General features: G+C 61.4%; 29 protein-coding genes and 1 tRNA gene. 25 read left to right on the top strand and 5 right to left on the bottom strand.

Annotated elements, in window-relative coordinates; all coding sequences use genetic code 11:
* The first annotated feature begins 32 nt into the window (after positions 1 to 32).
* From hisD to tatC, 14 genes are all read left to right on the top strand, one after another.
* Entirely contained in the window at positions 33 to 1,355 is a 1,323-nt protein-coding gene (gene hisD / locus DLM46_RS29815) for a histidinol dehydrogenase (RefSeq protein ID WP_115106641.1), read from the top strand.
* Positions 1,356 to 1,549: 194 nt separating this feature from the next.
* A complete protein-coding gene (hisC, locus tag DLM46_RS29810; protein ID WP_115106639.1) occupies positions 1,550 to 2,620 on the top strand; it encodes a histidinol-phosphate transaminase in 1,071 nt (356 codons plus the stop codon).
* A gap of 103 nt (positions 2,621 to 2,723) precedes the next feature.
* The gene (hisB, locus tag DLM46_RS29805; RefSeq protein WP_115106637.1) at positions 2,724 to 3,311 is read left to right on the top strand and encodes an imidazoleglycerol-phosphate dehydratase HisB; all 588 of its coding nucleotides are present in this window, start codon (positions 2,724 to 2,726) and stop codon (positions 3,309 to 3,311) included.
* Between the two features lie 59 nt (positions 3,312 to 3,370).
* Entirely contained in the window at positions 3,371 to 3,991 is a 621-nt protein-coding gene (locus tag DLM46_RS29800) for a MarC family protein (RefSeq protein WP_115106635.1), read from the top strand.
* Positions 3,988 to 4,629, top strand: coding sequence for an imidazole glycerol phosphate synthase subunit HisH (hisH, locus tag DLM46_RS29795; RefSeq protein ID WP_115106633.1), 642 nt, complete (start codon positions 3,988 to 3,990; stop codon positions 4,627 to 4,629). The genes DLM46_RS29800 and hisH overlap by 4 nt, the downstream gene beginning before the upstream one ends.
* Before the next feature lie 214 nt (positions 4,630 to 4,843).
* On the top strand, positions 4,844 to 5,596 hold the full coding sequence (gene hisA / locus DLM46_RS29790; protein WP_115106631.1) for a 1-(5-phosphoribosyl)-5-[(5-phosphoribosylamino)methylideneamino]imidazole-4-carboxamide isomerase: 753 nt from the start codon (positions 4,844 to 4,846) through the stop codon (positions 5,594 to 5,596).
* A gap of 169 nt (positions 5,597 to 5,765) precedes the next feature.
* Positions 5,766 to 6,539 carry an imidazole glycerol phosphate synthase subunit HisF gene (gene hisF / locus DLM46_RS29785; RefSeq protein WP_115106629.1) on the top strand — a complete coding sequence of 258 codons (774 nt, stop codon included), beginning with the start codon at positions 5,766 to 5,768 and terminating at the stop codon, positions 6,537 to 6,539.
* A gap of 1 nt (position 6,540) precedes the next feature.
* Positions 6,541 to 6,951 carry a phosphoribosyl-AMP cyclohydrolase gene (gene hisI, locus DLM46_RS29780; RefSeq protein WP_208866350.1) on the top strand — a complete coding sequence of 137 codons (411 nt, stop codon included), beginning with the start codon at positions 6,541 to 6,543 and terminating at the stop codon, positions 6,949 to 6,951.
* The gene (locus DLM46_RS29775; protein WP_115106626.1) at positions 6,948 to 7,322 is read left to right on the top strand and encodes a phosphoribosyl-ATP diphosphatase; all 375 of its coding nucleotides are present in this window, start codon (positions 6,948 to 6,950) and stop codon (positions 7,320 to 7,322) included. The genes hisI and DLM46_RS29775 overlap by 4 nt, the downstream gene beginning before the upstream one ends.
* A gap of 96 nt (positions 7,323 to 7,418) precedes the next feature.
* Positions 7,419 to 7,814 (top strand): DUF4870 family protein, encoded by a 396-nt coding sequence (locus DLM46_RS29770; RefSeq protein ID WP_115106623.1) that lies wholly within the window; start codon positions 7,419 to 7,421, stop codon positions 7,812 to 7,814.
* An 89-nt stretch (positions 7,815 to 7,903) separates the two neighbouring features.
* On the top strand, positions 7,904 to 8,269 hold the full coding sequence (locus DLM46_RS29765) for a histidine triad nucleotide-binding protein (protein WP_115106621.1): 366 nt from the start codon (positions 7,904 to 7,906) through the stop codon (positions 8,267 to 8,269).
* A 245-nt stretch (positions 8,270 to 8,514) separates the two neighbouring features.
* Positions 8,515 to 8,754, top strand: coding sequence for a Sec-independent protein translocase subunit TatA (gene tatA / locus DLM46_RS29760; protein ID WP_115106619.1), 240 nt, complete (start codon positions 8,515 to 8,517; stop codon positions 8,752 to 8,754).
* 39 nt (positions 8,755 to 8,793) lie between these two features.
* Positions 8,794 to 9,315, top strand: a complete 522-nt coding sequence (tatB, locus tag DLM46_RS29755; RefSeq protein ID WP_115106616.1) for a Sec-independent protein translocase protein TatB — start codon at positions 8,794 to 8,796, stop codon at positions 9,313 to 9,315.
* Between the two features lie 34 nt (positions 9,316 to 9,349).
* Positions 9,350 to 10,129: a twin-arginine translocase subunit TatC gene (gene tatC / locus DLM46_RS29750; protein WP_115106614.1), complete on the top strand. Its 780-nt coding sequence runs from the start codon at positions 9,350 to 9,352 to the stop codon at positions 10,127 to 10,129.
* 204 nt (positions 10,130 to 10,333) lie between these two features.
* Here the strand turns inward: tatC and DLM46_RS29745 are convergent, their stop codons facing one another.
* Positions 10,334 to 11,554, bottom strand: coding sequence for a Do family serine endopeptidase (locus DLM46_RS29745; protein ID WP_115106612.1), 1,221 nt, complete (start codon positions 11,552 to 11,554; stop codon positions 10,334 to 10,336).
* A gap of 19 nt (positions 11,555 to 11,573) precedes the next feature.
* Between DLM46_RS29745 and DLM46_RS29740 the strand changes: the two genes are divergently transcribed.
* From DLM46_RS29740 to DLM46_RS29700, 9 genes are all read left to right on the top strand, one after another.
* Entirely contained in the window at positions 11,574 to 12,320 is a 747-nt protein-coding gene (locus DLM46_RS29740) for a Nif3-like dinuclear metal center hexameric protein (RefSeq protein WP_115106609.1), read from the top strand.
* Between the two features lie 221 nt (positions 12,321 to 12,541).
* Positions 12,542 to 13,162 (top strand): ubiquinol-cytochrome c reductase iron-sulfur subunit, encoded by a 621-nt coding sequence (gene petA / locus DLM46_RS29735; RefSeq protein WP_115106607.1) that lies wholly within the window; start codon positions 12,542 to 12,544, stop codon positions 13,160 to 13,162.
* Positions 13,163 to 14,542: a cytochrome b gene (locus DLM46_RS29730; RefSeq protein WP_115106605.1), complete on the top strand. Its 1,380-nt coding sequence runs from the start codon at positions 13,163 to 13,165 to the stop codon at positions 14,540 to 14,542.
* A 22-nt stretch (positions 14,543 to 14,564) separates the two neighbouring features.
* Positions 14,565 to 15,320: a cytochrome c1 gene (locus DLM46_RS29725; RefSeq protein ID WP_115106602.1), complete on the top strand. Its 756-nt coding sequence runs from the start codon at positions 14,565 to 14,567 to the stop codon at positions 15,318 to 15,320.
* Positions 15,321 to 15,414: 94 nt separating this feature from the next.
* Positions 15,415 to 16,026, top strand: coding sequence for a glutathione S-transferase N-terminal domain-containing protein (locus DLM46_RS29720; protein ID WP_006052302.1), 612 nt, complete (start codon positions 15,415 to 15,417; stop codon positions 16,024 to 16,026).
* Between the two features lie 70 nt (positions 16,027 to 16,096).
* Positions 16,097 to 16,624 carry a ClpXP protease specificity-enhancing factor gene (locus DLM46_RS29715; RefSeq protein WP_115106599.1) on the top strand — a complete coding sequence of 176 codons (528 nt, stop codon included), beginning with the start codon at positions 16,097 to 16,099 and terminating at the stop codon, positions 16,622 to 16,624.
* Positions 16,625 to 16,643: 19 nt separating this feature from the next.
* A tRNA-Thr gene (locus DLM46_RS29710) sits at positions 16,644 to 16,719 on the top strand.
* Between the two features lie 751 nt (positions 16,720 to 17,470).
* Positions 17,471 to 18,040, top strand: a complete 570-nt coding sequence (locus tag DLM46_RS29705) for a TetR/AcrR family transcriptional regulator (protein WP_115106597.1) — start codon at positions 17,471 to 17,473, stop codon at positions 18,038 to 18,040.
* Between the two features lie 301 nt (positions 18,041 to 18,341).
* Complete coding sequence (locus DLM46_RS29700) at positions 18,342 to 19,466, top strand: methyltransferase (protein WP_115106594.1); 1,125 nt, start codon at positions 18,342 to 18,344, stop codon at positions 19,464 to 19,466.
* A 56-nt stretch (positions 19,467 to 19,522) separates the two neighbouring features.
* On the opposite strand, the gene DLM46_RS29695 is transcribed toward DLM46_RS29700, so the two are convergent.
* Positions 19,523 to 20,806: a TIGR03862 family flavoprotein gene (locus tag DLM46_RS29695; protein WP_115106749.1), complete on the bottom strand. Its 1,284-nt coding sequence runs from the start codon at positions 20,804 to 20,806 to the stop codon at positions 19,523 to 19,525.
* 352 nt (positions 20,807 to 21,158) lie between these two features.
* Between DLM46_RS29695 and DLM46_RS29690 the strand changes: the two genes are divergently transcribed.
* Positions 21,159 to 21,368, top strand: a complete 210-nt coding sequence (locus tag DLM46_RS29690; RefSeq protein WP_115106747.1) for a DUF1059 domain-containing protein — start codon at positions 21,159 to 21,161, stop codon at positions 21,366 to 21,368.
* Positions 21,369 to 21,462: 94 nt separating this feature from the next.
* Here the strand turns inward: DLM46_RS29690 and DLM46_RS29685 are convergent, their stop codons facing one another.
* Positions 21,463 to 21,783, bottom strand: a complete 321-nt coding sequence (locus DLM46_RS29685) for a type II toxin-antitoxin system HicA family toxin (protein WP_115106591.1) — start codon at positions 21,781 to 21,783, stop codon at positions 21,463 to 21,465.
* A gap of 382 nt (positions 21,784 to 22,165) precedes the next feature.
* Here DLM46_RS29685 and DLM46_RS29680 point away from each other — a divergent pair, with 382 nt between their 5' ends.
* A complete protein-coding gene (locus tag DLM46_RS29680) occupies positions 22,166 to 23,002 on the top strand; it encodes a class I SAM-dependent methyltransferase (RefSeq protein WP_115106745.1) in 837 nt (278 codons plus the stop codon).
* A 75-nt stretch (positions 23,003 to 23,077) separates the two neighbouring features.
* On the opposite strand, the gene DLM46_RS29675 is transcribed toward DLM46_RS29680, so the two are convergent.
* On the bottom strand, positions 23,078 to 23,641 hold the full coding sequence (locus DLM46_RS29675; protein WP_115106589.1) for a DUF1415 domain-containing protein: 564 nt from the start codon (positions 23,639 to 23,641) through the stop codon (positions 23,078 to 23,080).
* Between the two features lie 93 nt (positions 23,642 to 23,734).
* On the bottom strand, positions 23,735 to 24,376 hold the full coding sequence (locus tag DLM46_RS29670) for a TetR/AcrR family transcriptional regulator (protein WP_115106586.1): 642 nt from the start codon (positions 24,374 to 24,376) through the stop codon (positions 23,735 to 23,737).
* Between the last annotated feature and the right edge of the window lie 141 nt (positions 24,377 to 24,517).

Genomic DNA, 24,517 nt, shown 5'->3' with positions numbered 1-24,517 from the left:
GTAAAGCGCGCCTTACCGAAACGGATATCCGTATGTCTATCAAGATTCGCAAACTCGATTCCACTGCTTCCGACTTCCAGAAGTCGCTGCACGCGGTGCTCGCGTTCGAGGCGAGCGAGGACGAAGCAATCGAGCGCTCGGCCGCGCAGATTCTGAACGACGTGAAGGCGCGCGGCGATGCCGCTGTGCTCGAGTACACGAACCGCTTCGACCGCGTCGACGCGACGAGCGTCGCGGCGCTCGAGCTGCCGATGTCGGAACTCGAAGCGGCGCTCGAAGGCCTCGAGCCTAAGCGTCGCGCGGCGCTCGAAGCGGCGGCGGCGCGTGTGCGCGGTTATCACGAGAAGCAGAAGATCGAGTGCGGCAGCCACAGCTGGCAGTACACAGAAGCCGACGGCACTGTGCTCGGCCAGAAGGTCACGCCGCTGGATCGAGCGGGTATTTACGTGCCGGGCGGCAAGGCGGCGTATCCGTCGTCGGTGCTGATGAACGCGATACCGGCGCGGGTGGCCGGCGTGCGCGAAATCATCATGGTCGTACCCACGCCGGACGGAGTAAAGAATCCGCTGGTGCTGGCGGCTGCCTTGCTGGGCGGCGTGGATCGCGTGTTTACGATCGGCGGCGCGCAGGCGGTGGGCGCTCTCGCCTACGGCACCGAAACCATACCGCCCGTCGACAAGATCTGCGGCCCCGGCAACGCGTACGTCGCGTCGGCCAAGCGCCGCGTGTTCGGTACGGTCGGCATCGACATGATCGCCGGGCCGTCGGAAATTCTCGTGTTGTGCGACGGCACCACCGATCCGCGCTGGGTCGCGATGGACCTGTTCTCGCAAGCCGAGCACGATGAACTCGCGCAATCCATCCTGCTGTGTCCGGACGAGGCGTTCATCGGCCGCGTGCAGGAAGCGATCGACGAGCTGCTGCCCGCCATGCCGCGCCGGGACGTGATCCGCGCTTCGCTCGAAGGCCGCGGCGCGCTGATCAAGGTGCGCGACATGGCCGAAGCCTGCGCGATCGCCAACGACATCGCGCCGGAGCACCTCGAAATCTCCGCGCTGGAGCCGCATCAATGGGGCAAGCTGATCCGCCACGCCGGCGCGATCTTCCTCGGCCGCTACACCAGCGAAAGCCTCGGCGACTATTGCGCGGGGCCGAATCACGTGCTGCCCACGTCGCGTACCGCACGATTTTCGTCGCCGCTGGGCGTCTATGATTTCTTCAAGCGCTCCAGCGTGATCGAAGTCAGCGCGGAAGGCGCGCAGACGCTCGGCGAGATCGCCGCCGAACTCGCCTACGGCGAAGGCCTGCAGGCGCATGCCCGCAGCGCCGAATACCGGATGCGGCAAAACAGCTGAAGGCGGGCGTGAAAGCGGCCGAACACGGACTGTTCGATGCTGGAGCAGGCGGGCATCGGGCCGATGTCCGCGAACTTCGCCGACGGATTTCGTGCGGTTTTCCGTTGAATAACGACAATACAGACCAACCTGGAACGGCCGGCGCGCCGCCGATACCAGGCCGGCGTCTCCCTTGCGGCCCGGTCCGCTGACTTATGACGACACCTCAAGACATCATCCGCCGCGACGTGCTCGCGATGACGAGCTACCCGGTTCCGGACGCGACGGGCTACATCAAGCTCGACGCGATGGAAAATCCGTTTCCGCTGCCGCCGGTGCTGGCCGCGCATCTGGGCGAGCATCTGGCCGGCGTCGCGCTGAACCGTTATCCGGCGCCGCGTCCGGAAGCGCTGATCGAGAAGATCAAGCGCGTGATGGGCGTGCCGGTCGGCTGTGACGTGCTGCTCGGCAACGGCTCGGACGAGATCATCAGCATGCTGTCGATTGCGTGCGCGAAGCCGGGCGCCAAGGTGCTCGCGCCGATGCCGGGTTTCGTGATGTACCAGATGTCGGCGAAGCTGGCGAATCTGGAGTTCATCGGCGTGCCGCTGAAGGCCGACTTCACGCTCGACACCGAGGCCATGCTCGCCGCGATCGCCGAGCATGAACCGGCCATCGTCTACCTGGCCTATCCGAACAATCCGACCGGCACGCTCTACGACGACGCCGGCATGGAGCGCATCATCGCCGCGGCGAGCAAGAGCCTCGTGGTGATCGACGAGGCGTATCAGCCGTTCGCGCAGCAAAGCTGGCTGCCGCGCGCCGACGCGTTCGACAACGTCGTCGTGATGCGCACGGTATCCAAGCTCGGTCTGGCCGGAATCCGCCTCGGTTACCTGGTCGGCAAGCCCGCGTGGCTGACCGAATTCGACAAGGTGCGCCCGCCGTACAACACCAACGTGCTGACGCAGGCCGCCGCCGATTTCCTGCTCGACCACGTCGATGTGCTCGACTCCCAGGCCGCGCAGTTGCGCGAAGAGCGGTCGAAACTCGCGCAGGCCGTGGCCCAATTGCCGGGCGCAGAAGTGTTCCCGAGCGCCGGCAACTTCCTGCTGGTGCGGGTGCCCGATGCGTCCGTTATGTTCGAAACGCTGCTGGCAGCACGGGTTCTGATCAAAAACGTGAGTAAAATGCATCCATTGCTGGCCAATTGCGTGCGTTTGACTGTCGGTTCCCCTGATGAAAACGCCCAGTTGGTCGCCGCACTGAAACTCGTGCTGCATTGAACGGCGTTAAAGGGCTGCGTGAGCGCTTCGGCATGACGCGCGCGGCCCGCCGTTTTCCCATCCCACACTATTACTGCTTTCTAGCTAGATTCGAGGAATTACCATGCGCCTTGCGGAAGTCGTTCGCAACACCAGCGAAACGCAGATCCGTGTGAAGATCAATCTGGACGGCACCGGTCAGCAGAAGCTGGCCACCGGCGTGCCGTTCCTCGACCACATGCTCGACCAGATCGCGCGGCATGGATTGATCGATCTCGACATCGAAGCGCATGGCGACCTGCACATCGACGACCACCACACGGTCGAAGACACCGGCATCACGCTCGGTCAGGCAGTCGCGAAAGCCATCGGCGACCGCAAGGGAATTCGCCGCTACGGTCATTCCTACGTGCCGCTCGACGAAGCGCTGTCGCGCGTCGTGATCGACTTTTCCGGCCGTCCGGGCCTCGAATTCCATGTGCCGTTCACGCGCGCGCGCATCGGCACGTTCGACGTCGATCTCTCCATCGAATTTTTCCGCGGTTTCGTGAATCACGCCGGCGTGACGCTGCATATCGACAACCTGCGCGGCCTGAACGCCCATCACCAGATGGAAACGGTGTTCAAGGCGTTCGGACGTGCGTTGCGCATGGCCGTCGAACTGGACGAACGCGCGGCGGGGCAGATTCCGTCGACCAAGGGCAGCCTTTAAGCGCTCATTTACCCGCCTCGGAACCTGGACCGGCTGCGCTCGCGCGCGCCCGGTATGCGATGGACAGTCTGAAGTCGTTTATTTCGCTGCTGGCGCTGATCAATCCGATCGGCGCCATCCCGTTCTTCATGAGCCTGACGGCGCAGCAGGGCGAGCTCGAGCGGCGCAGGACGATCCGTATCGCGGCGATTTCGGTGTTCTGCGTGATCGCGGTGACCACGCTGCTCGGGCAGCAGATCATCAGCTTCTTCGGCATTTCGGTCGGCTCGCTCGAAGTGGGCGGCGGGATCATCATGCTGCTGATGGCGATCAACATGCTGAACGCGCAGATCGGCAACAGCCGTTCGACACCGGAAGAGCGCCACGAAGCCGAGCAGAAGGACAACGTCGCGGTCGTGCCGCTGGCGATTCCGCTCCTGACCGGCCCAGGCGCGATCAGCACGACGATCATCTATGCGGCCGGCTCGGCGCATTGGTATAACCGGCTCAGCCTGATCGCGATCGGCGCGGTGCTGGCGGTGATCTGCTTTTTTTCGCTGCGTCTTGCCGAACCGATTGCCCGCTGGGTGGGTCGCACGGGTATCAACATCGGCACGCGGCTCATGGGTTTGATGTTATCCGCGCTGGCGGTGGAATTCATCGTCGACGGATTGAAGGCATTGCTGCCTAACTTGAAATGAAAACTTCGATAGCGATTGTTGATTACGGAATGGGCAACCTGCGTTCGGTGGCTCAGGCGCTGCGCAAGGCCGCGCCGGAAGCGGACGTGGCGATCGTCGATCAGCCTGAAGCGATCCGCGCGGCCGACCGCGTGGTGCTGCCCGGCCAGGGCGCGATGCCCGACTGCATGCGCTGCCTCGCCGAATCCGGCCTTCAGGACGCCGTGCTCGAGGCGTCGCGCAGCAAGCCGCTGATGGGTGTATGCGTCGGCGAGCAGATGCTGTTCGACTGGAGCGCCGAAGGCGACACGCCTGGCCTCGGCCTTCTGCCCGGCAAGGTGCTGCGCTTCGACCTGGAAGGCCAGCTGCAGGACGACGGCTCGCGCTTCAAGGTCCCGCAGATGGGCTGGAACCGCGTGCGTCAGGTGCAGCCGCATCCGCTGTGGGACGGCGTCGCCGACAACGCGTTCTTCTATTTCGTGCACAGCTATTACGTGGCGCCGGACAACGCCGCTCATACCTCGGGCGAAACGGTGTACGGTGTGCCCTTTACGTCGGCGGTGGCGCGGGATAACATCTTCGCCACCCAATTTCACCCGGAAAAGAGCGCCGAAGCGGGCTTGCGCGTGTATCGCAACTTCGTGCACTGGAACCCGTGAGCGCCTTTCCCCATCCAGTTGCCGTGCACCGTTCCACTACAGGCCGGGCGGCTGCCGCGCGCCGCAACCGCAGCACGGCGATTTCCCGGCTCCACGGCGCCCGGCAAGGGTGCCCAAAGAGTTGTACTAAACTAGCGGAACGGCGTCGCGTCGAGCTGGCTCACCAGCCACTGCCGCCAACCTTCAACCACCTCCCAGACAACACCCGATTGCTATGCTGCTGATTCCCGCCATCGACCTGAAAGATGGTCAGTGTGTACGCCTCAAACAAGGCGATATGGACCAGGCGACGATTTTTTCCGAGGAACCGGCGGCGATGGCCCGGCATTGGGTCGACCGCGGCGCCCGGCGCCTGCATCTCGTCGACCTGAATGGCGCATTCGCCGGCAAGCCGAAGAACGAAGACGCGATTCGCGCGATCATCGACGAGGTGGGCGGCGAGATTCCCGTCCAGCTGGGCGGCGGCATCCGCGACCTGAACACGATCGAGCGCTACCTCGACGACGGTTTGTCGTACGTGATCATCGGCACGGCGGCGGTGAAGAACCCGGGCTTCTTGCAGGATGCGTGCACGGCGTTCGGCGGCCATATCATCGTCGGGCTGGATGCGAAAGACGGCAAAGTCGCCACCGACGGCTGGAGCAAGCTGACGGGCCATGAAGTGGCCGATCTGGCGCGCAAGTTCGAGGATTACGGCTGCGAATCGATCATCTACACCGACATCGGCCGCGACGGCATGCTGCAAGGCATCAACATCGAAGCGACGGTGCGTCTCGCGCGCGCGGTGAAGATTCCGGTGATCGCGAGCGGCGGTTTGTCGAATCTCGCGGACATCGAATCGTTGTGCGAAGTCGAGGACGAGGGCATCGAAGGCGTGATCTGCGGCCGGGCGATTTACTCGGGCGATCTGGACTTCGCGGCTGCGCAGACCCTCGCGGACCGGCTGCGCGAATCGGACGACGCCTGAACCGCGCAATCCGCTCAAGCGGACTTGAGCGGACATAGAGGCGCGTCCCGAGCGCGCGTCATGCCGGGCGTGTTCGACACACTGGCGGCCTGACGCGGCGAGCCGCGCCGGCACTGTGCCGCTCCCGAACGAGCGGCCCCATCAGCGGTATTGGCAGAATTGCAAGATCATGGCTCTAGCTAAACGCATCATCCCCTGTCTCGACGTCACGGCTGGACGCGTGGTCAAGGGCATCAACTTCGTTGAGCTGCGCGATGCGGGCGACCCCGTCGAAATCGCGCGCCGCTACGACGATCAGGGCGCCGACGAGCTCACCTTCCTCGACATCACCGCCACTTCCGACCAGCGCGATCTGATCCTGCCGATCATCGAAGCGGTCGCCTCGCAGGTGTTCATTCCGCTGACGGTCGGCGGCGGCGTGCGCGCCGTCGAAGACGTGCGGCGCCTGCTGAATGCGGGCGCGGACAAGATCAGCATGAACTCGTCGGCGGTCGCGAATCCGCAGCTCGTGAAAGACGCCACCGACAAATACGGCTCGCAATGCATCGTCGTCGCGATCGACGCGAAGCGCGTGTCTGCGGACGGCGAGCCGCCGCGGTGGGAAGTCTTCACGCATGGCGGGCGCAAGGCAACCGGCCTCGAAGCCGTCGAATGGGCGCGCAAGATGGCCGAACTCGGCGCGGGCGAAATCCTGCTGACCAGTATGGACCGCGACGGCACCAAGAGCGGCTTCGACCTCGCGCTCACGCGAGCCGTGTCCGACGCGGTGCCGATTCCGGTGATCGCTTCAGGCGGCGTCGGTTCGTTGCAGCATCTGGCCGACGGCATCAAGAACGGCCACGCGGACGCGGTGCTGGCCGCCAGCATCTTCCACTACGGCAAACACACCGTGGGCGAGGCCAAGCGCTTCATGGCCGATCAAGGCATTTCGGTGAGGTTGTAACGTGGTGAATCCCTCGGAAGCGGGCTGGCTCGACAAGGTCAAGTGGGACGCGAACGGCCTCGTGCCGGTGATCGCGCAGGAAGCGTCGACGAACGACGTGCTGATGTTCGCGTGGATGAACCGCGAGGCATTGGCGAAAACCGTCGAAACCGGTCGCGCGGTGTATTTCTCGCGCTCGCGCCAGCGTCTGTGGTTCAAGGGCGAGGAGTCCGGCCACGTGCAGCACGTGCACGAAGTGCGGCTCGATTGCGACGAAGACGTCGTGCTGCTGAAGGTCGAGCAGGTGTCGGGCATCGCGTGCCATACCGGCCGCCACTCGTGCTTTTTCCAGAAATTCGAAGGCACGGCCGACGATGGCGACTGGGTCGCTGTCGCGCCCGTGTTGAAAGACCCCGAACACATCTACAAATGACGCAATCCACACAACCTGCCAGCGACACGCTGCTGCGGCTCGCCTCGATCATCGACAGCCGCAAGGGCGGCGATCCCGATATCTCGTACGTGTCGCGCCTGTTCCACAAGGGCGATGACGCGGTGCTGAAGAAGATCGGCGAGGAAGCCACCGAAGTCGTGCTGGCGGCCAAGGACGCGCGCCACGGCGGCGCGCCGAATGCGCTGGTCGGCGAAGTGGCCGACTTGTGGTTTCACTGCCTCGTGATGCTGTCGCATTTCGATCTGAGCCCGGCGGACGTGCTCGCCGAACTCGAGCGCCGCGAAGGCACCTCGGGCATCGAGGAAAAGGCGCTGCGCAAGAGCCGCGAGCGCGAGCAGAACGGCGACTGATCTGGCGGCGTTGCGAGCGGGCGTCGTATTGACGTCCGGCACTCATGCCAGCATTGCACCGGTAGCATCTGATCGGACCATCGGGAGGACGCAAGCATGGAACAGTCGCATGAAAATTATCCGCCGCCGGCCTACCGCAACGGCATCGAACCCGACCGCGAACGCAGTCTGCGCACGCTCACTCATGTGCTGTACGCGCTGTATGCGGTCCACTGGCTGACGGGCGGCCTGACGATACTGATTGCGATCATCGTCAACTACGTGAAGCGGCCTGACGTGGCCGGCACACAGTACGAAGCGCACTTCGAGTGGCAGATCCGCACGTTCTGGTTCGGTTTGCTGGGTTATGCGATCGGCGGCGTGCTGCTCTTCGTCGTGGTCGGCATTCCGGTTTTGTGGGCCGTCAGCATCTGGATGTTGTACCGTATTATCAAGGGCTGGCTGTATCTGTACGATAACAAGCCGCTCGCGAATCCGCGCGGCTGGTTCTGAGTTTCGGCTGGCTGCTGCCGAGCCGGCAATGCAAACCGCGGAACCGCGCCCTACGCTTCGCGCTTTAGCCATACCGCGTCAGGAACACGATGAGTCACGACCCTAATTGCCTTTTCTGCAAGATCGCCGCCGGCGAGATTCCGTCGACCAAAGTCCACGAAGACGAAGAGTTTGTTGCCTTCCGCGACATTCGTCCGGCGGCCGAAACGCATGTGCTGGTGATTCCGCGCAAGCACATCGCGACGCTGTCGAACTGCGCCGAAAGCGACGCATCGCTGCTTGGTAGAATGCTCGTTTTGGTGGCGCGTTTGGCCGATCAGTTGGGCGTGGCTTATACCGGTGGCGATACCGGTTTTCGCACGGTGATCAATACCGGTCCCGGCGGCGGGCAAGAGGTGTATCACCTGCATGCGCACATTCTGGCGGGACCGCGTCCGTGGCATCGGATGGGCTGACGAATAACAAATGGCCGCCGGCTGCACGGCGAGTTTTGGCCATGGACAATAGCGCAGCGTTGTTTCTGCCGCATTGTAACGACGCCGACGCGATCGTCTGGTCACAATGACATTCACTGTGCCGCCGGTTGAGTCGGAAGGGTCTGCGGTAACGTGGAGATGAGGCGTACGCGCTTCGATTCACACCGCAAGGCATAAAAGTTGTGCCGCATCCATAGGCGGCGTCGGGGTTAAGGAGAGTAGTCATGGGTTCGTTGAGTATTTGGCATTGGCTGATCGTGTTGTTGATCGTCGCTCTGGTGTTCGGCACGAAAAAGCTGCGCAATATCGGTACCGATCTGGGTGGCGCAGTGAAGGGCTTCAAGGAAGGCATGAAGGAAGCCGAAACGCCGGCTGACGCGCAACAGCAGCGCGAACTGCCGCGCAACGGCGCCGTGGATGTAGAGGCGAAGGAAAAGACGCCGCGTTCCGGCGATTACCGCTAAGCCGCGGCCCAACCGCGTTACTGACGGACATTCCACTTCATGCTGGACCTCGGTCTAACCAAGATGGCGCTGATCGGCGTCGTCGCGCTGGTCGTACTCGGGCCTGAGCGCCTGCCACGCGTCGCTCGCACGGCCGGCGCGCTGTTTGGCCGTGCGCAGCGGTATATCAACGACGTCAAGGCCGAAGTCACGCGCGAAATCGAACTCGACGAATTGCGCCGGATGAAGAGCGAGTTCGAATCGGCGGCGAGCAATGTCGAGACCGCCGTTCACGACAATCTGCGCAAGCACGAAACCGAGCTGAACGATGCCTGGAATTCAGGCACATCGGTGTCGCCGAGCATTGCCGGCGGCGCGCTCGAAGGTGGCGTGGGCACGTCGTCGTGGCAAACCAGCACGCCGGCCGCAGCGCCTAAACGCAAGAACTGGCGCGTCAAGCAGACCGCCATGCCCACCTGGTACAAGCGCGCCACTACGCGCCGCACGCGCGTGCAATCGGGCGCGGCGCGCGTGGCCCGTCATACGCCGGCCACGTTGCGTCGTCCGACGCGGTTCTTCTGATGATCAGAACGACAATCTCTAACCGAGGGCCGGTGTGAGCGACCCCCAGCATACCCAGGACGAAGGCACTGAAGAGACCTTCATTTCCCACCTCGTTGAACTACGCGACCGCATCATCCGAGCGGGCCTCGCCGTCATCGTGGTGTTTGTCGGACTCGTGTACTGGGCGCCGGACATCTTCCGGCTACTTGCCCGACCGTTGATGATGAACTTGCCGAAAGACGGCAAGATGATCGTCACCGATGTCACCGGCTCGTTCTTCGTGCCAATGAAGGTGACCATGCTGGTCGCCTTCGTGATCGCGCTGCCGATCGTGCTGTACCAGATCTGGGCGTTCGTCGCGCCGGGTCTTTATCAGCATGAGAAGAAGCTGGTCGGGCCGCTGGTGGGCAGCAGCTACACGCTGTTCCTGTGCGGCATGGCGTTCGCGTACTTCGTGGTGTTTCCGACCATCTTTCGCGTGATGGCGCACTACAATGCGCCGCTCGGCGCGGAGATGACCACCGATATCAACAATTACCTGAGTTTCGTGCTGACCATGTTCATTGCGTTCGGCGTGACCTTCGAGGTGCCGATCGTGGTCGTGCTGCTGGTTCGCATGAACGTGCTGACCATCAAGAAGCTGAAGGAAATTCGTCCGTACGTGATCGTCGGCGCGTTTGTGGTGTCGGCCGTGGTGACGCCGCCAGACGTGTTCTCGCAGCTGATTCTGGCGATTCCGCTGATCGTGCTGTACGAGGCGGGCATCATCGCGGCACGGTTGATTGTCGGCAAGCAGCCGGTGGTGGCCGAAGACGCGAGTCCGCCGAATTGACGTAGCGTTTCACGCGACGGCTGGAAGCACGGTAAGCCGCAGTTTGCAAACCGCAGTGTCCAACCGCAGTTTCCAAACAAAAGGGCAGTCCACAATGGGCTGCCCTTTTGTTTTACGGCTGCGGTGCTGCCATGTCCCGCCTGCGGGTTTGCCGGTTTGCCGGTGCCGCCCGCGCTTGCGGCTCGTGCCGCCCCCGCTCGTGTCTTAACCGCCGTCTTCGTCCTGCTGATCGCCGCCGCCTTCGTCCGCCGGTTGCTTCGGCGGAGGCGGGCGCTTGCCGATCGTCACGTCCAGATCCATTCCACGGCTCTTGCGCACCAGATGAACCTTTGCGGCCGTGCCCGGCTTGATCTGCGCAATCACGTTCAACAGGCGCGTGGTGTCGGTAATGTCCTGGCCGTTCACGGTCATCAGGATGTCGCCCGGCTTGATGCCGGCGCGGTCGGCGGGACCGTTCTTCAATACGCCCGCGACGATCGCCCCCGATTTCTGCTCCAGCCCGAACGATTCGGCGATTTCCGGCGTCACGTCCTGCGGCTCGACGCCGATCCAGCCGCGCGTCACCGAACCGGTGGTGATGATGCTCTCGAGCACGCTGCGCGCCGTCGATACGGGGATCGCGAAGCCGATGCCGAGCGAGCCGCCCGAGCGCGAATAGATCGCCGTATTGATGCCGAGCAGATTGCCGTTCACGTCGACCAATGCGCCGCCCGAGTTGCCCGGGTTGATGGCCGCGTCGGTCTGAATGAAGTTCTCGAAGGTGTTGATGCCGAGGTGATTGCGCCCGAGCGCGCTGACGATGCCCATCGTCACCGTCTGGCCGACGCCGAACGGATTGCCGATTGCCAGCACCACGTCGCCCACGCGCGTCTGGTCCATGCGGCCGAGCGTGATGGTGGGCAGATTGGTCATGTTGACCTTGAGTACGGCCAGATCCGTTTCCGGATCGACGCCGATCACCTTCGCATTGGTGGTGCGACCATCGGCCAGGGCGATTTCGATCTGATCCGCGCCGTCCACGACGTGCTGGTTCGTTAGAATGTAACCTTCCGAACTCACTATCACTCCCGAGCCGAGATTCGCTGCGGGTTGCTCCTGCTGCTTGCCTTTGTTCTTGTCGCCGAAGAAGTAGCGGAACAGCGGATCTTTCGCGCGCGGATCCGGGGGCAATGAGCCATCCTTGCTGGAGAACACGTTGACGACGGCGGGCATGGCCTTTTGCGCGGCGTCTGCATAAGACGCCTGTGCAGGGCCGCTGCCGATGCCCGGCGCCACTTCCCGCAGCGCGACGATCGGTTCGGCAAGTTGCTTGCCGAATTGCCCTTGACGCTGGAGCCACTGCGGTTTGAGGGTCGCGATGATGAACATCAGCGCCAACAGCACGGTCACCGCTTGGGCAAAGAACAGCCAAAAGCGTCTAAGCATCTGAAGACTAGAGGTTTATATGGATCGGATCGAACTTGAATTGTACTTGAACAATCTCCTTGAAACCGCACGCTTCAAGGACTATTGCCCCAATGGACTGCAGGTCGAAGGGCGTCGCAAGATCAACAAGCTCGCGACCGGCGTGACCGCTTCGGCGGCCTTCCTGGAGGCCGCGCTGGACTGGGGCGCGGACGCCGTGCTAGTCCATCACGGCTACTTCTGGCGCAACGAGGCGCCTCAGATCACCGGCCGCAAATACGCGCGCCTGAAGCTGCTGCTCGCCAACGACCTGAACCTGTTCGCCTACCACCTGCCGCTCGACGACCATCCCGAGTTCGGCAACAACGCGCAGATCGGCGCGAAGATGGGCTGGATCAGCGACGCGCGCTTCGGCGAGAACAATCTCGGCTGGCTCGCCACGTTTCCGATGCCGATTACGCTCGCGCACTTCACAGCGCAAGTGGAGCACACGCTCGGCCGCACGCCGCTCGTGTTCGGCGACGCCGATCGCGAACTGCGCCGCGTGGGCTGGTGCACCGGCGCCGCGCAAGGCATGTTCGACGCCGCCATCGACGCGGGCGCCGACGTTTATCTGACCGGCGAAGTGTCGGAGTCGGTCATGCACACGTCGGCGGAAAGCGGTGTCGCGTTCCTCGCGGCCGGCCATCACGCCACCGAGCGTTTCGGCGTGCAGGCGGTCGGCAAGCACCTGTCCGAGTCGTTCGATATCGAACACCTGTTTATCGATATCCCTAATCCCGTTTGAATTGAAAATCCGCATTACAGAAGAAAAAGGTACGAATAACGAAGGGAGCACTTAAAAGGAGCTGCAAAAAAGTTTGCGATCTGTACGGAGAAACCCTGAGATATCAAGGGCTTCGCACGCTTTTTGGCAATCGGCCCTTGTAAATGGCGACTCCATTCGCGCAAACTAGCGGCGGTAGAAGCGACGTGAAGGAAAAATCCAACTCAGAAGTGGGGCGTGTGATGCGAGACAAGGAAGATGAACGCGTCGACGGCAGCCGCCGTACCTGGCTGATAGCGACGACCGTAGCAGGTGGCATTGGAGGCGTTGCCACTGTCGTACCCTTTGTTAGTTCGTTTGCACCATCTGAAAAGGCCAAGGCGGCAGGCGCCCCGGTCGAAGTCGACATCAGCAACCTCAAGCCCGGCGACATGATGACCGTTGCCTGGCGCGGCAAGCCGGTATGGATCATCAACCGTACCGACAAGATGCTCGCCGATGTCCAGAAAGCCGATAACGAAGTAGCGGATCCCCACACCAAGAATCCTTTTTCGATGCAGTTGCCGGAGTACTGCAACAACGAATTCCGTTCGCGGACCGATCACAAGAACCTTTTCGTCGCCGTCGCCGTGTGCACCCATCTGGGCTGTACACCGACGCCGCGCTTCCAGGAGGGCGCGCAGCCCAATCTTCCCGACGACTGGCCTGGCGGCTTCCTGTGCCCGTGCCACGGCTCGACCTACGACATGGCCGGCCGCGTCTTCAAGAACAAACCTGCGCCGCAGAATCTGGACGTCCCGCCTTACATGTTCACCTCGGCGAACACCCTCGTGATCGGCAAGGACGAGAAAGGAGAAGCGTAAATGGCGATCGAACACGAAGTGGAGACGACCGGACTGGCCGGCTGGATCGATCGGCGCTTTCCGATGACGTCGACGTGGAAGAAGCACGTCTCCGAGTACTACGCACCGAAGAACTTCAATTTCTGGTACTTCTTCGGCTCGCTGGCGCTGCTGGTGCTGGTCAACCAGATCGTCACCGGCATCTTCCTCACGATGAACTACAAGCCCGACGCGACGCTTGCGTTCTCGTCGGTCGAGTACATCATGCGCGAGGTGCCGTGGGGCTGGCTGATCCGCTATATGCATTCCACGGGCGCGTCGATGTTCTTCGTGGTCGTGTATCTGCACATGTTCCGCGGGCTCATGTACGGCTCGTACCGCAAGCCGCGCGAACTGGTGTGGATTTTCGGCTGCGCGATCTTTTTGAGCCTGATGGCCGAGGCGTTCTTCGGCTACCTGCTGCCGTGGGGCCAGATGTCGTTCTGGGGCGCGCAGGTGATCGTGAACCTGTTCTCGGCGATTCCGTTCATCGGCCCGGATCTGTCGCTGTGGATTCGCGGCGATTACGTCGTCTCGGACGTCACGCTGAACCGCTTCTTCGCATTTCACGTGGTCGCGATTCCGCTGGTGCTGATCGGGCTAGTGATCGCTCACATCGTGGCGCTGCATGAGGTGGGGTCGAACAATCCGGACGGCATCGAGATCAAGGCGAAGAAGGACGCGAACGGCATTCCGATCGACGGCATTCCGTTCCATCCGTACTACTCCGTGCACGATTTCATGGGCGTCAGCGTGTTCTTGCTGGTCTTCGCCGCGATCATCTTTTTCGCGCCGGAGATGGGCGGGTATTTCCTCGAGGCGAACAACTTCATTCCCGCCAATCCCCTGCAAACGCCGCCGGAAATTGCGCCAGTGTGGTACTTCACGGCGTTTTATGCGATGTTGCGCGCCACCACCGATCCGTTCAAGATTGTTCTGATGATCATCATCGCGCTGCTCGGCCTGTTCGCACTGGTGCGCGCCCGGGGCAAGTGGAAGCTCGGCTTGCCGGTGCTCGCGGTGCTGGTGATTTTGGCGATGGCGTTCACCGAATCGAAGTTCTGGGGTGTGGTGGTGATGGGCGGCGCGGTGATCTCGTTGTTCTTCCTGCCGTGGCTCGATCGCTCGCCGGTGAAGTCGATTCGCTACCGGCCGTTTTTTCACAAGGTGTTCTACGGGATCTTCGTGCTCGCTTTCCTGACGTTGGGCTTCCTCGGCACCAAGCCGCCGTCGCCGGTTTCGACGTTGATTGCGCAGGTGTGCGCGTTGATCTACTTCGCGTTTTTCCTCGGTATGCCGTTCTGGACGCGGCTTGGCACGTTCAAGCAGCCGCCCGAACGCGTGCGGTTCAAGCCACACTAAGCGCGACCCAGGAGAACACGAAATGAAAAAACTGCTTTCGACGTGCGCGCTGATCGGCGCGGCACTGCTCGCGCTGGCCGCAGGCCCGGCGCGCGCGGACGAGAATTTCCCTCTCGACCGCGCGCCCGAGAATGCGGAGAATTTCGCTTCTTTGCAGCACGGCGCGCAATTGTTTGTAAACTACTGCCTGAATTGCCACAGCGCGAACCTGATGCGCTATAGCCGGCTGACCGATCTCGGCATTACGCCGAGCGCAATCCAGTCGAACCTGCTGTTCACCACCGACAAGGTCGGCAACACCATGACCGTGGCGCTGCGCCCGGAAGACGCGCAAGCCTGGTTCGGCGCGAATCCGCCGGATTTGTCGGTGGAAGCGCGAGCGCGCGGCAAAGACTGGCTGTACACGTATTTGCGCAGTTTTTATCGCGACGATACGCGGCCGACCGGCTGGAACAATCTGGTGTACGAAAACGTGAGCATGCCTCACGTGCTGTGGCAGCTTCAGGGGCAACGTACCGCGAAGTTCGGTGACGCAATCGACGAAAAAACAGGCGAAACGGTGCACAAATTTGTGGGCTATCAACAGGTCACGCCGGGGACGATGTCGCCGGTAGATTATGATTCTGCTGTGGCCGACCTTGTGTCGTACCTGTCATGGATGTCCGAACCGACGCAGAAAACCCGCAAACAGCTTGGCGTGTGGGTGCTGCTGTTCCTCGGCATTCTGAGCTTTTTCGCATGGCGATTGAACGCCGCGTACTGGAAACATATCAAATAATCACGCCGTCATCGGCGTGGGGCCGGCGCCAGGAAAAACCTGCTGAACGGTTTTTCCGCGCGCTGGCCCTTCAGCTTTTTGAGGAAACGTAAACATGATGGTTCTGTATTCCGGCACAACTTGCCCGTTCTCCCAGCGTTGCCGGCTGGTGTTGTTCGAAAAGGGCATGGACTTCGAGATCCGCGACGTCGACCTGTTTAACAAGCCGGAAGACATCGCGGTGATGAATCCGTATGGTCAAGTGCCGATTCTCGTCGAACGGGACCTGATTCTGTACGAATCGAACATCATCAACGAGTACATCGACGAGCGCTTCCCGCACCCGCAACTGATGCCGGCCGATCCGGTTCAACGCGCCCGCGCCCGCCTGTTCCTGCTCAACTTCGAAAAGGAACTGTTCGTCCACGTCGGCACGCTCGAAAATGAAAAGGGCAAGGCCGCCGAGAAGAATCACGAAAAGGCACGCCTCGCCATTCGCGATCGCCTGACGCAGCTTGCGCCGATCTTTCTGAAGAACAAGTACATGCTCGGCGAAGAGTTCTCGATGCTCGATGTGGCGATCGCGCCGCTGCTGTGGCGTCTGGATCACTACGGCATCGAGCTGTCGAAGAACGCTGCACCGCTGATGAAGTACGCCGAGCGCATTTTCAGCCGCCCGGCTTATATCGAAGCGCTGACGCCTTCGGAAAAGGTGATGCGTCGTTGAGTTTGGCTTTGGGGTGAGGGCGGCGCGCTCATGATTTTGTGCGCGCCCACATCCAGCAAGAGGACTGTTGATGCAAGAGACTTCCACCAAGCCTTATCTGCTGCGCGCGCTCTACGAGTGGTGCACGGATAACGGCTACACGCCGCATATCGCGGTGCGGGTCGACAATCAGACGCGGGTGCCGCGCCAGTTCGTGCGCGACAACGAAATCGTGTTGAACATCAGCTTCGAGGCGACCAGCCAGTTGCAGATGGGCAACGAATGGATCGAGTTCAGCGCGCGTTTCTCGGGCAAGTCGCACAAGATCGAAGTGCCGGTCGCCAATATTCTCGCGATCTACGCGCGTGAAAACGGGCAAGGTATGGCGTTCCCGGTCGAGTCGGCGGGCGGCGAGGCGCAGGATTCGGGCGCCGATGCGGAGCTGGCGGACGAAATCGAGTCGCCGGCCGTGCCGAGCGGGGCTGCGCCACGCGCGGTCGTGGTGTCGCCGGCGGTGGATGCGGCGTCCGCCAAAGCGGATAGCGCCGCAGACGGACCGCAACCTGACGACGATGGCGCAAAAGGTGGAGGAAAGGCTCGCCTTAAGATCGTGAAATGAAGTAGAATCACGGCCTCATGCCGGCTTAGCTCATCAGGTAGAGCGCTTGACTTGTAATCATGAGGTGGCGGGTTCGAGTCCTGCAGCCGGCACCAGTAGTACGAAACGGGTTTCTGAAGATTTTCAGAAACCCGTTTTTTATTTTCAGCAGCGTTTAGACACTTTCAGTGCGTGAGCAATAATCCGGCGTAATGCGGCGATAATGGTTCTGATTGGGATGCGGCTGATTAACTCGAACTAACTACGTCGAGCTAACTACGCCGAGTTAATTGCGAGCTGATTCGGGAAAATGCGAGTTGCGGACACGATATGCGTCCGCAACTGAAATGTTGGTCTTTTGAATTGACGCATTAGAGGCTGTAATTGCGCCGGTGCCACTCTCTCAGGTTCTTCGGTGCAACGGTGTATCCCCGTAGCTGAAGCGACTATACCGGAGGTATACCGGTCTGTCTATTATCTTGATGGAAGATAAATATGCGATTTGAATGAGTGAACGTGATTTTGTTCTGGTGAGCGGCGTCGATCACTAATGCAAAAAAAGGGGCTCCTATACTGCAGCGCGATTTTTTGCATCGACCGAGATTCATGCTCGAGATTCAGTCGAATAGATCTGGCGTGCTATTCGGCCGCGTGCGAGCGATGGTCGACGAGAGACATGGGGCGGGTTTGTTCGCAGCCAAGGGTCCAACTGCGCGCGCCTTCAACGCTGCGAGTCCAGTCACACGTCACCACATCCATATGGACCATCCTGCCTGTACAGCGCTTATCACTGAAACCGCTTGTTGCAATTCGCGAATGGACGCGCTTGTATAATCGCTTGCCAGATATTCGACAAACAAGGCCGTCGTGTCCGACAAGCGTCAGCAGATTCTCGATACCGCAACGATTCTGTTCAGCAAGCATGGTTACCATGCTGTCGGCGTGGACTGGATCATTGCCGAATCGGGCGTCGCGAAAATGACGATGTACCGGCATTTCCCGTCCAAAACCGATCTCGTCATCGCAGTGCTGCGGCAGCGTCAGGAGCAATGCGCGGTGTCGCTCAAGGCATTCGTCGCCGAGGCGGATACGCCGCTGGGCCGTCTCGAACGTGTCTTCGAATGGCATCAGGACTGGTTCAGAAGCGCGATGTTCACCGGCTGCATGTTCGTGCACGCCGCGTCAGAATTTGCCGACAAAGGCAGCAGCATCCACGGTATTACCGTCGAGCAAAAGGCTGAGCTGACGCAGTTCATCGGGGAACTGGCCGCCGAGCTCGTGTCCGCCGAGCAGGCAAAAGTACTGGCGCCGGTGATCGTGATGCTGCTCGACGGCGCCACGCTCGCGGTGCAAATCTCCGGCCGGGAAACCGCCGCAACCGATGCCTGGTGGGCGGCGCGCGACTTGCTGAGCATGCATTCGGCGGCTGCGGCGTAGGTCGGGATAGGGCAGCCGGCCGGGTCCCGCCGAAGCAAAAAAACGCCGGTTTTGCCCAAAGCTCTTTCACCTTGTCGATATTGGACTTTTTAGTCTACGAAACGCGTGTCGATCGCCGGGAAAGCCGATAGCATCGGCGTCTCCAGCGGCATTCACTAACGAATACCGCAGCGCGAACCTTGGCGACAGAGGTACTATTCGGGCGTCAGTCGGCATAGCAAGAAGATCACTCCGGCGGGCAACGCCCCCGACGACGCGACGTTTCACTGCGTCACTCCCGCAAAACACTTCCCACCTCATCATGACCAGCCCCGCAACCATCACCTGGCCCGAAGCCGACGGCCCCCGCACCGCGCGTTGGCGCTCGGAGGCCGCTGTGCCGCCGCCCAAGCGCGTCGTCCTTGCCGATGACCGCACTACCGCCGACTCCGCCTACCGCCTCGCGTGCGAAGGCACCGCGCTGCTCTGGAACGGCGACTTTCAGAACGCCCGCCAACTGCTGCAAGCAGTGACGCGCCGGCTGGAACGCAAGCCGCGCAAGCAGGGTGAAACGCCGATCGACGCGTTCAACCTGCATCGTCAGGCGCAGTCGCAACGCGCCCGCACCCTTGGCATGATCCTGATCCCGCTCGACGCCGCGTACACCATTCCGCTGCGCCGCGCGCCGGACGTGCAGCAGGCCTGCGTTGAAACCTATGGGCCGTCGACCGACGAGTCGTCCGTCGTGTCGCTGCGCGAAATTCTCGGGTTGATTGGCGCGCACGAGTGGCGCAAGAAGGGCGTCGACATTCCCGCGCTGGGTGAGCGCATTCATCCGCACTACGGCGTGTTTTCACCGGTACGCGGTGAATATGTCGATCTGGTCGCAGGCATGCCGTTGCCGTCGCTGAACAAGGCGTTCGATATCGGCACCGGCACCGGCGTGCTGGCCGCGTTGCTCGCCAAACGCGGCGTGAAGAAAATCATCGCGACGGATCAGGATCCGCGAGCCCTCGCTTGTGCGCGCGAAAACCTCATGCGTCTCGGTTACGACCAGCAGGTCGATGTCGTGCAGGCAAATCTGTTTCCCGAAGGCCGCGCGCCGCTCGTCATCTGCAATCCGCCGTGGGTGCCGGCGCGGCCCGCGTCGCCGATCGAATACGCAGTCTACGATCCGGACAGCCGCATGTTGCTGGGTTTCCTGAACGGTTTGGCAGAGCATCTGTCGCCTGGCGGCGAAGGCTGGCTGATCATGTCGGATTTCGCGGAGCATCTCGGTCTGCGCACACGCGAATGGCTGCTCGCCGCGATCGACAATGCGGGGCTGACGGTGGCCGGCCGCGAGGATATTCGTCCGCGGCATCCGAAGTCGACCGATGAAACCGATGCGCTGCACACCGCACGTGCGGCTGAAGTGACATCGTTGTGGCGGCTGAAGGCTCGCTAGACGAGGGGCGCGGAGCGGCGTTCGCGCCAACCGCCAACCGCAAACAAAGCAGCGTGTTACACCGATGCGCCGCGCGCTTCGAGATACGCCAGAGCGCCGCGCCCAGCCACCAGGCCGCTAGCCAAGCAGGCCGTCAGCAGATAGCCGCCGGTTGGCGCTTCCCAGTCGAGCATCTCGCCCGCGCAGAACGCGCCGGGCAGACGCTCGATCATCAGCTGCGCGTCGAGCGCTTCGAACTGAATCCCGCCGGCGCTGCTGATCGCTTCCTCGATCGGCCGCGCGCGCGTGAGCCGCACTGGCAGCGACTTGATTGCATGAGCCAGGTGGTTCGTATCAGCGAAGGCTTCCTTCGACAGAATCTCATGCAGCAAGGCGAGCTTTACGCCTCCAATACCGATTCTGCCGTGCAGATGACTCGACATCGACCGTGAGCCGCGCGGCCATGTGACTTCCGCTATGACACGCTCCAAAGTCAAGCCTGGCGCCAGATCCAGCGCGATCGTGACTTCGCCGTCGGCCAGAATCCGCTCCCGGATTGCTGCTGACAATGCGTAGATCAGGCTCCCTTCGAGACCTGTTTCGGTCAGAAGTATTTCACCTTGTCGATTGTGGACTTTTTTGTCTATATCCGTGACCGTGATGGCCACCGGCTTCAGCGGCTGGCCCGCGAAGCGCTCGCGCAGATAGGGGCTCCAGCCGGCATCGAAGCCGCAGTTCGCGGGGCGCAAGGGCGCCACCGGCACCTCGCGCGCACTCATCAGCGGCACCCAGGCGGCGTCCGATCCGAGCCGTGGCCAGCTTGCGCCGCCAAGCGCGAAGACCACGGCATCGCAAGTCAGGGTTCGTTCGCCTTCGGGTGTCGCGAAGCGCAGGGTGTGGCGGGTGGCGTGGCTGCCTGCGCGATTGCTCTGTTCGCTCCAGCCGAGCCACTTGTGGCGCATATGAAAGCGCACCCCGGTTTCTCTCAACCGGTGCAGCCATGCGCGCAGCATCGGCGCCGCTTTCATATCGGTCGGAAAAACCCGGCCCGAACTGCCGACAAACGTCTCGACGCCGAGCCTGTGCAACCAGGCACGCAACGCGTCGGGCCCGAAGGTATCGAGCAGCGGCGCGATCTGTGGGCGGCGCGCGCCGTAACGGTCGAGAAAAGGCTCGAGCGCCTCGGAGTGCGTGATGTTCATGCCGCCTTTGCCGGCCATCAGGAATTTGCGGCCAACCGACGGCATCGCGTCGTAGACGTCTACCTGCACGCCATGCTGTGCCAATGCCTCGGCGGCCATCAGACCGGCTGGGCCGCCGCCGATCACGGCGGCGCGAGCGGAATCGAAGGAGGGTGACATGCGGTCCTGCAGATGAGCGGAGAGGCGGCGCGTTTGCCGGATGCGGTGATCGGGCGGCGCGAAGAGGGCGCTATTTTCACACCGCCGGCACGCCAGGGCAAACGGGCGCCCCGCCATGCCGACTGAAAACGTCTGAATTCCAGCGTTTCGGCATGCGCCGGATTCGCGCGCGCTTCTATCCAATTCGCATGCACGAACTATACTTTTCAAACACCTTCTATCGGACGCCGTTCGCGTCTTTCCCACCCCAGACCTGCTCAATGCCCGCATGCCGCTGCACGCTGCCGCCGCCACGTCGTGGCCTCGCGACATGGTTTGCGCGCGGGCTATTAGTTAGATGAAGGAGACTGTCATGACCCGCAAATACATCGACTGCCGTGAATTCCCTAGCGAAACGAATTGCACGGTCGCCATGTCTGCCGACACCGACAGCGAATTGCTCGACGCGGCTGTGCAACACGCCGTCACGGTTCACAAACATCAGGATTCGCCGGAGCTGCGCGCCCAACTCAAGACCTTGTTTCATGAAGGCACGCCACCGGTCGACGCGCCGAGCAGGTGATCCGTTCTTCCGCGAGCACTCGTAGAACTGCACCCGGATGCGGGCTGGCGAAAGCGGGCAGCGCAGCGCCCGCTTTCGTCGCGGCGTAGCGGATTCAGCCGGGGTAAGCTTCGTCCACTTTGAGTCCGGCTAGTTTGAAAATGACCCGCAGCGTTTGCGGCTTGATGTCGCGGCGCGAAGCGAGCGTCGTCATGACGAAGTCGAGCACTTTCGCGTATTTGAGCATCGTCAGGCAGGTTTCCATGTCGACGCTGCCGTCACGCATGACTTCGGCGAGACGCAGCATTTCGCTGGAGATATCGCGCGCCATCTCCAGTTCGAGCTGCTGTTTCTCCGACCACGCCGGCGTGGCGGTGAGCTTGGCCAGCATTTCCTGAAACTTCTGCTCGACGTTTCCGTTGGGTATCGTATCCATTGCCGCCTCTTCTATTATCCGAGCGCGCTTCCGTTTGAGATCGCGGCGCGCTGCAGGTTACGTAACGTTCGGACCGTGTTCCGGGTCCGTCTTCCCCACATGCATTCGGTTCGCGTGATCGACGGCACGGCCGGCAGCCTGTAGTTATGCGTGTTCCGGCCGGGGCCGTCATGCGAGCCGGCACGCATGGTGTGTTGCGCCGCTTTGGAGACGTTCCGCGTACCATCTGTTGAGCAGGAAGTGTTCCAGGTTGCGGTGTTTTTCCTACGGTCTACGCGGCGACTTAGGTGAGCGGGCCGCGCTTTGGGTAAACTGGCAGCAACTTTTCTCTTTTTCCGTCATCTGTCGCACGTTCGCGTTGCAATCGATGGCGGTTCCCACGATGTCCAGCAAAACCCACGAAATCCGTTCAAACCAATCCGTCGAACTGTTGAAGGAGCTTCATATCCTGACGCGCGACGGCAAGATGAATCAGGACAGCCGCCGCAAGCTGAAGCAGGTCTACCACCTGTTCCAGTTCATCGAGCCGCTGCTCAAAGAGATCAAGGACAAGCAGGGCGCCGTGACGCTCGTCGACCACGGCGCGGGCAAGTCCTATCTAGGTTTTATCCTGTATGACCTTTTCTTCAAGGAGTTTCAGGGCGCCGCTGGTGGGGCTTCGCACATATACGGCATTGAGACGCGCGAGGAGCTGGTGACGAGATCTGAGGAACTGGCCGCCCGGCTTGGCTTTACGGGGATGTCGTTCCTGAACCTGTCGGTGGCCGATTCGATTACGTCGGAGCGGTTGCCCGCTGAGATCGACATCGTGACGGCGCTGCATGCGTGTAATACGGCTACTGACGATGCGATTCGGTTTGCTTTGGAAAAGCGCGCCAAATTTATTGTCGTGGTGCCTTGTTGCCAGGCTGAAGTGGCTGGCGTTTTACGGCAGAACAAGAGTAAATCGCTTGGGAATGCCTTGACGGAGATCTGGCGGCATCCTTTGCATACCCGGGAGTTTGGGAGCCAGATTACCAATGTTTTGCGGTGCTTACAGCTGGAAGCTCATGGGTATCAGGTGAGTGTTACCGAGCTCGTCGGGTGGGAGCATTCCATGAAGAATGAACTCATTATTGCCCAGTATAAGGATTTGCCGAGGCGGCGGCCTGCAGAACGGCTTAATGAGGTGATGGAGACGCTTGGAATCGGGGAGTTGAAGGAAAGGTTTTTTGTATAAAGACTACTTTCGGCAGGGATTATTTTTTGTGCTCCCGCGGGCGTTCGCCTTCCTTGAGTTGATATGGGGAACCAATCACTCCCCATCGCGTTCCATCAATTCATTCCAGCCCGCAAGGCCAATTTTTCTGAGGGTCTCCTGATTCCGCTCATAAATATCCTCGGCATCGGGAAAAGCCCGAACAGCCCGTTCAATGCTGTCTTCCCGAAGCAGATGCAAAATAGGATACGGCGCCCGATTAGTATAGTTTTCAATATCATTCGGCTCACTGCCTTCAAACTGATAATGAGGGTGAAAACTTGCAATCTGCAAAACGCCTTCAAGTCGAAGCTGCTTGAGCATCCTGTCGGCAAAAAACAGGCAATCGTTATATTCGAGAAAATCCCCGAGCGCCTGCGGCAAAATCAGCAAAGTGGTATCCACTGCCTCGGGATCGGCCGCCACCAGGGCCTGAAGCTCGCTTTCCAGGTCGATCAACACCCCTTCCATATCCACCGCCTCGCTAACGGCATAGCGAATCTGCCCCTTCACATGCACGGCCTTGGCAAAAGGGCACAAATTGAGCCCAATCACCGCCCGTGTCAGCCAACGGCGAGTGGCAGCAACAACAGCATCACGAGATTCGGCAGACAGCGGCATGGCAGGGCGGAAAACGGAAGAGAAAACGCTATCTTACCGGGCGAATACCTGGTCACTGCCGTGGTCAAAGCAAGCCCACCGTGGCTCGAAAGTTCAAGCCGCAGGCGCCGAACCGCATGAAGCGGCGATCAACTGCGCCGCCACCTTCGGTGCGGCAAGAATCGGCCCGCAGCCCGGCCCGTAAGTCTGGCTGGCGGCATACACGCCTTCGATCATCAAACCGAGCGCGTTCGCCAAGGCCACCGGATCATCCGCGCCCGCAGCCGTCGTCAATTCCGTGAGCCGCGCCATCAGCCGCGCCTTATTGCGAAACACGAACTGGCGTGCCGGATGCGAGGTGTCTGGAAACTCCACCGACACATTCACGAACGGGCAGCCCCGATAATCGTCCAGCGACGCGCGCACCGCCAGGTCGTCGAAATACTGCTGGAGCTGCTTGGCCGGCTCGCCGGGATGCTTCGCAAAGCTCTTCTCGACGTAACCGAAAAACTGCTGGTCCTTGCTCTCCAGATAAGCCATCACCAGTTCGTCCTTCGACGAAAACTGGCGGTACAAGCTCATCTTGTTCACGCCCGCTCGCTCGACCACAGCGTCGACACCGACCGCTCGCACGCCCTCGCGATAGAACAGCTCGTCCGCGGCGCGCAGCAAGTGCTGCTGTGCCTGCGGCCCCGCGGTTTGCGTGCCGCGCGCACGCCGTGCACCAGCTGGCTTGGGGGTTTCGCTGTCAGACATGGAGTGCCACCTGAATTGAATTGACGCCTTGACATGTTACCGACCAGTAACTAATATCGCAACACCCATTGTGACCGATCTGTCACAAGTCCTTTACCGAAGTCGTAATAATGCGAAACGGCGTAGCCTGCGGGATACGCG

It is taken from the genome of Paraburkholderia lacunae (genome assembly GCF_003353175.1).
Classification (GTDB): Bacteria; Pseudomonadota; Gammaproteobacteria; order Burkholderiales; family Burkholderiaceae; genus Paraburkholderia; species Paraburkholderia lacunae.
Note: the sequence above shows the minus strand (reverse complement) of the source record. Positions and strands in the feature narration are given on the sequence as shown.